4 protein-coding genes are annotated in these 7,094 nt (G+C 65.6%); 1 reads left to right on the top strand and 3 read right to left on the bottom strand.

Going from position 1 to position 7,094, the window contains the following annotated elements:
- Positions 1 to 2,499 (top strand): aminomethyl-transferring glycine dehydrogenase (gene gcvP / locus A2J02_RS04715; RefSeq protein ID WP_068047409.1); only part of this gene is annotated, 2,499 nt, incomplete at its 5' end.
- A gap of 61 nt (positions 2,500 to 2,560) precedes the next feature.
- On the opposite strand, the gene A2J02_RS04710 is transcribed toward gcvP, so the two are convergent.
- The 3 genes from A2J02_RS04710 to A2J02_RS04700 form a co-directional block, all read right to left on the bottom strand.
- Positions 2,561 to 3,700, bottom strand: a complete 1,140-nt coding sequence (locus tag A2J02_RS04710) for a metallophosphoesterase (protein ID WP_068047406.1) — start codon at positions 3,698 to 3,700, stop codon at positions 2,561 to 2,563.
- A 3-nt stretch (positions 3,701 to 3,703) separates the two neighbouring features.
- Positions 3,704 to 5,362: a substrate-binding and VWA domain-containing protein gene (locus A2J02_RS04705; protein WP_231893718.1), complete on the bottom strand. Its 1,659-nt coding sequence runs from the start codon at positions 5,360 to 5,362 to the stop codon at positions 3,704 to 3,706.
- A 67-nt stretch (positions 5,363 to 5,429) separates the two neighbouring features.
- The coding region (locus A2J02_RS04700) for a malate synthase G (protein ID WP_068047397.1) at positions 5,430 to 7,094 on the bottom strand (1,665 nt) is incomplete at its 5' end.

Raw genomic sequence — 7,094 nt, 5'->3', positions numbered from 1 at the left:
CCGTATCAGCCGGAGATCAGCCAGGGGCGACTCGAAGCGTTGCTCAACTTCCAGACCATGGTTGCCGACCTCACCGGCATGGATGTGGCCAATGCGTCGATGCTCGACGAGTCGACGGCGGCCGCCGAATCCATGACCTTGATGCGGCGCGCGAACAGGGCATCGAAGTCGCCTCGGCTACTGGTCGATTCCGATATCTTCCCGCAAACCGAGGCCGTGTTGGCCACTCGCGCCGAGCCGCTGGGCATCGAGCTGGTCTACGCCGATCTGACCGACGGCCTGCCCGACGGAGAATTCTTCGGTGTGCTCGCGCAGCTGCCCGGAGCATCGGGCCGTCTTGTCGATCACACGGCGATCATCGAGGCCGCGCACGAGAGGGGGGCCCTGGTTGCAGTGGGAGTGGACCTGCTGGCTGCCACCGTGGTGACCCCGCCCGGTGAGATCGGCGCAGACGTCTGCTTCGGAACCACCCAGCGGTTCGGTGTTCCGATGGGATACGGCGGACCGCACGCGGGCTACCTCGCGGTGCGGTCGGGTCATTCCCGTCAGCTGCCCGGTCGACTGGTCGGGGTCTCGCTCGATGCCGACGGCCACCGCGCCTACCGGCTGGCGCTGCAGACCCGCGAGCAGCACATCCGCCGCGAGAAGGCGACCTCCAACATCTGCACCGCTCAGGTCCTGCTGGCCATCGTCGCCGCGATGTACGCCAGCTACCACGGCGCGGACGGATTGCGTGCCATAGCAACTCGGGTGAACGCGCATGCTCGAACCGTGGCGGCAGGTCTGCAGGAGGCAGGTGTCGAGGTGGTGCACACGGACTTCTTCGACACCGTCCTGGCGTCCGTCCCGGGTATGGCTCAGGCCGTCGTCGACGCTGCCAAGCAGCGCGGGGTCAATCTGCGGCTCGTCGACGCCGACCACGTGGCCGTTGCGTGCGACGAGGCGACGACGCCCGAGCACATCGCGAACGCGCTCGCCGCGTTCGGTGCAGAAGCCGCAGGATCCGGGGCCGAGTCGTTGCCGGCGAACATGACTCGAACCTCGGAGTACCTCACGCACCCGGCATTTACCAGGTACCGCACCGAGACGGCCATGCTTCGGTACCTGCGCGCGTTGTCCGACAAGGACATTGCGCTCGATCGCAGCATGATCCCGCTGGGTTCGTGCACGATGAAGCTGAACGCCACCGCGGAGATGGAGTCCATCACCTGGCCGCAGTTCGCCCGTCAGCACCCCTTCGCCCCGTCCTCGGACGTGCCAGGTCTGCTGAAGGTGATCGCCGACCTGGAACGGTGGCTCGTCGACATCACCGGCTACGACGCGGTCAGCCTGCAGCCCAATGCGGGAAGCCAGGGCGAGTACGCGGGACTGCTTGCCATTCGCCGTTACCACCTCGGCAACGGCGATGCCGAACGCACCGTCTGCCTGATCCCGTCGAGCGCCCACGGCACCAACGCGGCCTCGGCCGTGATGGTCGGGATGCGCGTGGTGGTGGTGGCCTGCCGTCCCAACGGTGACGTCGACGTCGACGACCTGCGCGCCAAGATCGCCGAGCACGCCGACACCCTCGCGGCGATCATGATCACCTATCCCTCCACCCACGGCGTCTACGAGCACGAGATCTCCGAGATCTGTGCTGCGGTCCACGACGCGGGCGGTCAGGTGTACGTCGACGGTGCCAACCTCAACGCTCTCGTCGGTCTGGCGCGCCCGGGCCGATTCGGCGGCGATGTCAGCCACCTGAACCTGCACAAGACGTTCTGCATCCCCCACGGAGGCGGCGGGCCCGGTGTCGGACCCATCGGTGTGCGGTCGCACCTGCAGCCGTACCTGCCGGGTCACCCACTGGCCCCGCAGCTCGGTTCGGGACCGACGGTGTCCGGTGCCCCCTACGGCAGCGCCTCGATCCTGACGATCACGTGGGCCTACATCGCGATGATGGGTGCGACGGGGCTCCGGCAGGCGACATTGACGGCGATCGCGTCGGCCAACTACATCGCCCGTCGCCTCGACGAGTACTTCCCGGTTCTGTACACCGGCGACAACGGCATGGTTGCCCACGAGTGCATTCTCGATCTGCGGGGCTTGACCAAGGACACCGGAGTCACCGTCGACGACGTAGCGAAGAGGTTGGCGGACTACGGCTTCCACGCGCCCACGATGAGCTTCCCGGTGCCGGGAACTCTGATGGTCGAGCCGACCGAGAGCGAGAACCTCGAGGAGATCGACGCGTTCTGCGATGCGATGATCGCCATCAGGGGAGAGATCGATCGCGTCGGATCGGGCGAATGGACGGTCGACGACAACCCACTTCGAGGTGCACCGCACACCGCTCGGAGTCTGGTTACCGAGTGGGATCACCCGTACTCACGGGAACTCGCTGCCTACCCGGCGGGCTACGACCGTCCGAAGGTGTGGCCGGCGGTGCGTCGCATCGACGGTGCCCACGGAGACCGCAATCTGGTGTGCTCGTGCCCACCGATCGAGGCCTTCGCCTGAGCCGAGAACAGAGCCCGCCACAGCGACGTGGTGGGCTCTGGCGTGGTGGAGTCGGAGGCTTCTAGCCCCGAGTGAGTTCGAGCATCGCGATCTCGGGCGGAGCGGCTACCCGCACCGGTGGACCCCACGCGCCGGCACCGCGGGTGGTGTAGAGCGTGGTGTTGCCGATCGTGTCCAGCCCTTGGACACTGGGCTGCTGTAACGGCACCAGATAACGGATCGGCCAGATCTGACCCCCATGAGTGTGACCGGACACTTGCATGTCCACTCCGAAGTCCGATGCCTCCACCGCCTGCAACGGCTGATGTGCCATCAACAGTACGAAACGATCAGGATCGATCCCGTCCAATGCCGCGGCCAGATCGGGTTCGTACGGAGCCGGTGCGGTGGCGTCGTTGATGCCGGCGATATCGATGGCAGCGTCGCCACGAGTGATCGTCGTACGCTCGTTTCGCAGCACGTCGATGCCGAGCGTCGACCAGAAGTCGAGCCACTCGCCGCCGTCGCCCGCGTAGAACTCGTGATTGCCGCTGACGGCGAACACTCCCAGCGGCGCTTCGAGATCGCGCAGCGGCTCGAGATCTTCTCCCACCAGAGCAACCGTCCCATCGATGAGATCGCCGTCGAGGAGCACGACATCGGGATTCTGGGCGTTGACCGAATCGACGACCTTCTGCACGAAATCCGCGCCGCGGGAGGGGCCGACATGGAGATCCGACACCAACGCCACTCGGACGCCGTCGAATTCGGCCGGTAGCCTGTCGAGCACGACGTCGGTGTTCGTCGCACGCGGAGTCGCCGCCTCGACGAGTCCGTATCCCACTGCAACCACGCTGACGAGTGCCACCGCCGCCGATCCGATCCGCGACACCCGCAGTCGAACAGCGGACGAATCGCGTTTACGAGCCGCGAACACCACTCTCACGACGGTGCAGACCACGGCCACCAGAATCGTTCCCAGGAACAGGTACAGCACCACGGCGAGCCAACTGAGGCCGACGAAGGCGGGTCCTCGTGCCCAGGACGGATCGAACTCCACGCCGCTGCCGAAACCGATCACCGCACCCAGCCACAGCAGTGCCAGTGCAGCATCGACAGCTCGTTTGGGACGTGTCGGCATCCTGGTCAAGGAGAGAAACCGCCAGTGCAGGAACAGGGTGATGAGGAGTAGAAAAACGCCGACAAAAATTACACGAGACATGTTCTAGTACAGCAACTTTCCGAGTAGATCGATGAATTCCGGTGAATCGGACGTCGGTACGGTCGTGGCAGTGCCGCCGGTACGGGCCGCGATGTCGGTGAACGCAGTCGCGTCGGGGTTGTCGCCGATCATCACCACGTTCACTGCGACCGGACGCGCGGCATCGGACACCGAGTTCAGGTCGGTGAGCAGTTCCTCGGGGGACATGGGCGAATCGTCCGGTCCATCGGTGACGAGGACCACCGAATTCACCCGGCCCGGAACGTATCCAGCCACAGCATCGGCGTACGCGACCAGCACGGATGCGAACGTGAACGACGCACCCGCGGGCGTCGACGCGGCCGCGCTGGATTCCAGAGCAGCCCGCCTGGACGTCGGCCCGATCGCAGCCGACATCGGCCCGGTCGGAACGTCGACCCGGAAGGGGAATGAATTGTCCAGATCCTCGCCGAAGCTCCACAGCCCCAGCTCGGTGGCGTCGGGCACTCGCTGGAACTGCTCGCCGAGAGCGCGAACCGTGTTCTGCAGCCGAGTCGCGCTGCCTTCGGACGTACCCATCGACTCGGATACGTCGAGCAGCACCGTGGCGCGGCGCGGCAGGACCGGGCTTCGCAGCACGGCCAGCAGTGCGTCGGCCACCGATCCGGAGGGCGCAGCGAGGGCATCGGCGTCCTGGGTCTCGCCGACGCCGAAGCCCGCATCCGTGAGCAATTGCGCACCGTCCGGCTGCCGGACGAAATCGACGAACGCGGCGGCCGCCCGAGTCGATGTCTCGTCGCCGGAGAGTACGGCCGCGGGATGATCGGCAACGGGAGTGGGGCCCTGAGGTTCGACGGCGGTCAACGTCGACGAATCGGTCGATGCCAGTTGCTGCTCGGTGACCGGGACCGCGTGGACGGGGGCATCGGAGCCGGGCGCGTTCTCCAGTGCCGCGAGCGCGTCGTAGGTGGTGGATTCGGACGTCGCGGAGGCTCCGGTGTCGGTGACGGCCAGCTCCGACACGGCCGAGACCACTTCTCTGGACGAGGCCTGTTCCAGGGTCAATTCGCTGGTCGGATCTTCGCGTATCCCGGCAGCGATTGCGGCGAGCGCCAGTGTGGTTGCGCCGGAATCGGATCCGGTCGGTAGTGCGAGACGGAGTGCGCCCCACTCGCCGAGGCCGAATGCCTGCGGATCACGTTGTAGGCGGACCAGGTCGGCCCAACTTGCCGTGGCCAGAGCGTCGGCCACGGCAGACGGCACTGCGAGCACTACCGGACTCGACGCCAGTGGCCGCGGGGTGCCGTCGACTGCCCCGCGGTCGGTCACGGCCTCCACGTCACCCGACGATCGAGGTATCCACAGGCCCGGCCGAGCACCGAGTGCGCCGACGTCCCAGTTGTCGATACCGGCGTTCAATGCCGTCCGCACAGCATCGGAGGCGGTAGCTCGAACCCGCACCGTCACACAGTGATCTCGCACCACCGGTGCGGTGTCGTTGAACCGGGAAGCCAGTTGTTCGACGGGTCCGGAGATGTCGGGATCGGCGGCGACAGTGAGCACCGCCGATCCCTCCACACATGTGTCGGCAGCTTCGACCCCTTGGTCGAAGATACGATCCCGCAGTTGAAACCATCCGAAGACGGCCGCGACCAGCACCGCGATCGTGATCACGACGATCACGGGTCCGGCGGCTATCGAACGCCCGCGCCCTGTGTTCCGATGTTCACCCACGTGATCGACAAGTCCGTCAGGCGTTGACGGCCTTGTACTCCCGTCGGCGACGATGCAGGATCGGCTCGGTGTAGCCGTTGGGCTGGCTGGTGCCCTGGAAGATCAGGTCACTGGCAGCCTGGAAAGCGATGTTGGTGTCGAAGTCGGGAGCCAACGGCTTGTACGTCGGATCGGCTTCGTTCTGGCGGTCCACCACCGGTGCCATCCGCTTCAGCGACTCGCGCACCTGGTCTTCGGTGACGATGCCGTGGCGCAGCCAGTTCGCGATGAACTGACTCGAAATACGCAGCGTTGCACGGTCTTCCATGAGTGCGATGTCGTTGATGTCGGGCACCTTCGAGCAGCCGACGCCGTGGTCGATCCACCGCACCACGTAGCCCAGGATCGATTGCGAGTTGTTGTCGAGCTCGTTCTGCTTCTCCTCGTCGGTCCAGTCCGTGGACGGCGCGAGAGGAATTTCGAGAATGTCGTCGACGCTGGCCCGCTTGGCCTGTGCGATCTCGTGCTGGCGGGCGAAAACATCGACCTTGTGATAGTGCAGGGCATGCAAGGTCGCAGCGGTAGGTGAGGGAACCCACGCGGTGTTGGCTCCGGCCTTGGGGTGGCCGATCTTCTGCTCGAGCATGTCGTGCATCAGATCGGGCATGGCCCACATGCCCTTACCGATCTGCGCCTTGCCTTCGAGGCCTGCGGCCAGACCGGTGTCGACGTTGAAGTCCTCGTAGGCCGCGATCCACTTCTCGCCCTTCATCGCGCCCTTGCGTACGACGGGACCCGCCTCCATCGAGGTGTGGATCTCGTCGCCGGTGCGGTCGAGGAAGCCGGTGTTGATGAACACGACCCGCTCGGATGCGGCCTGGATGCACGCTTTGAGGTTGACCGTCGTGCGGCGTTCCTCGTCCATGATGCCGACCTTGAGTGTGTTGGTCGGAAGGCCGAGGACCTGCTCGACACGGCCGAACAGCTCCGCGGTGAACGCGACCTCGTCCGGTCCGTGCATCTTGGGCTTGACGATGTACAGCGAACCGGTGCGTGAGTTGGACAGCACGTTGTCCGAGGTCAGCGAGTGCATACCGGCCAGCGAGGTGAACAGCGCGTCGAGAATTCCCTCGGGCACCTCGTTGCCGTCGGCATCGAGGATCGCATCCGAAGTCATCAGGTGACCGACGTTGCGGACGAACAGCAGCGAGCGACCGTGCAGTGTCAGTTCCGAACCGTCGACCGAGGTGTAGGTGCGGTCCTTGTTCATCGCACGAGTGAAGCTCTTGCCACCCTTGGAGACTTCCTCGGTCAGGTCGCCCTTCATCAGACCGAGCCAGTTGCGGTAGCCGAGGACCTTGTCGTCCGCATCGACTGCAGCGACGGAGTCCTCGAAGTCCATGATGGTGGTGACAGCGGACTCGAGCAGAACGTCCTTGACTCCCGCGCCGTCGGTCTTGCCGATCGGGCTCTCGGGGTCGATCTGGATCTCGAAGTGCAAGCCGTTGTGGACGAACAGGATCGCCGACGGCGCATCCGGGGTGCCCTGGTAGCCGAGCAGCTGTGACGGATCCTTCAGCCCGACGGTGCTTCCGTCGGCGAGAGTCACCGTCAGAGACGCTGCGTCGACGACGTATCCGGTGGTACCGACGTGCGAACCGGAACTCAGGGGCAACGCTTCGTCGAGGAAGTCCCGCGCGAA

Origin of the sequence: Rhodococcus sp. EPR-147, assembly GCF_001647185.1 — a bacterium.
Taxonomy (GTDB): domain Bacteria; phylum Actinomycetota; class Actinomycetes; order Mycobacteriales; family Mycobacteriaceae; genus Rhodococcoides.
Note: the sequence above shows the minus strand (reverse complement) of the source record. Positions and strands in the feature narration are given on the sequence as shown.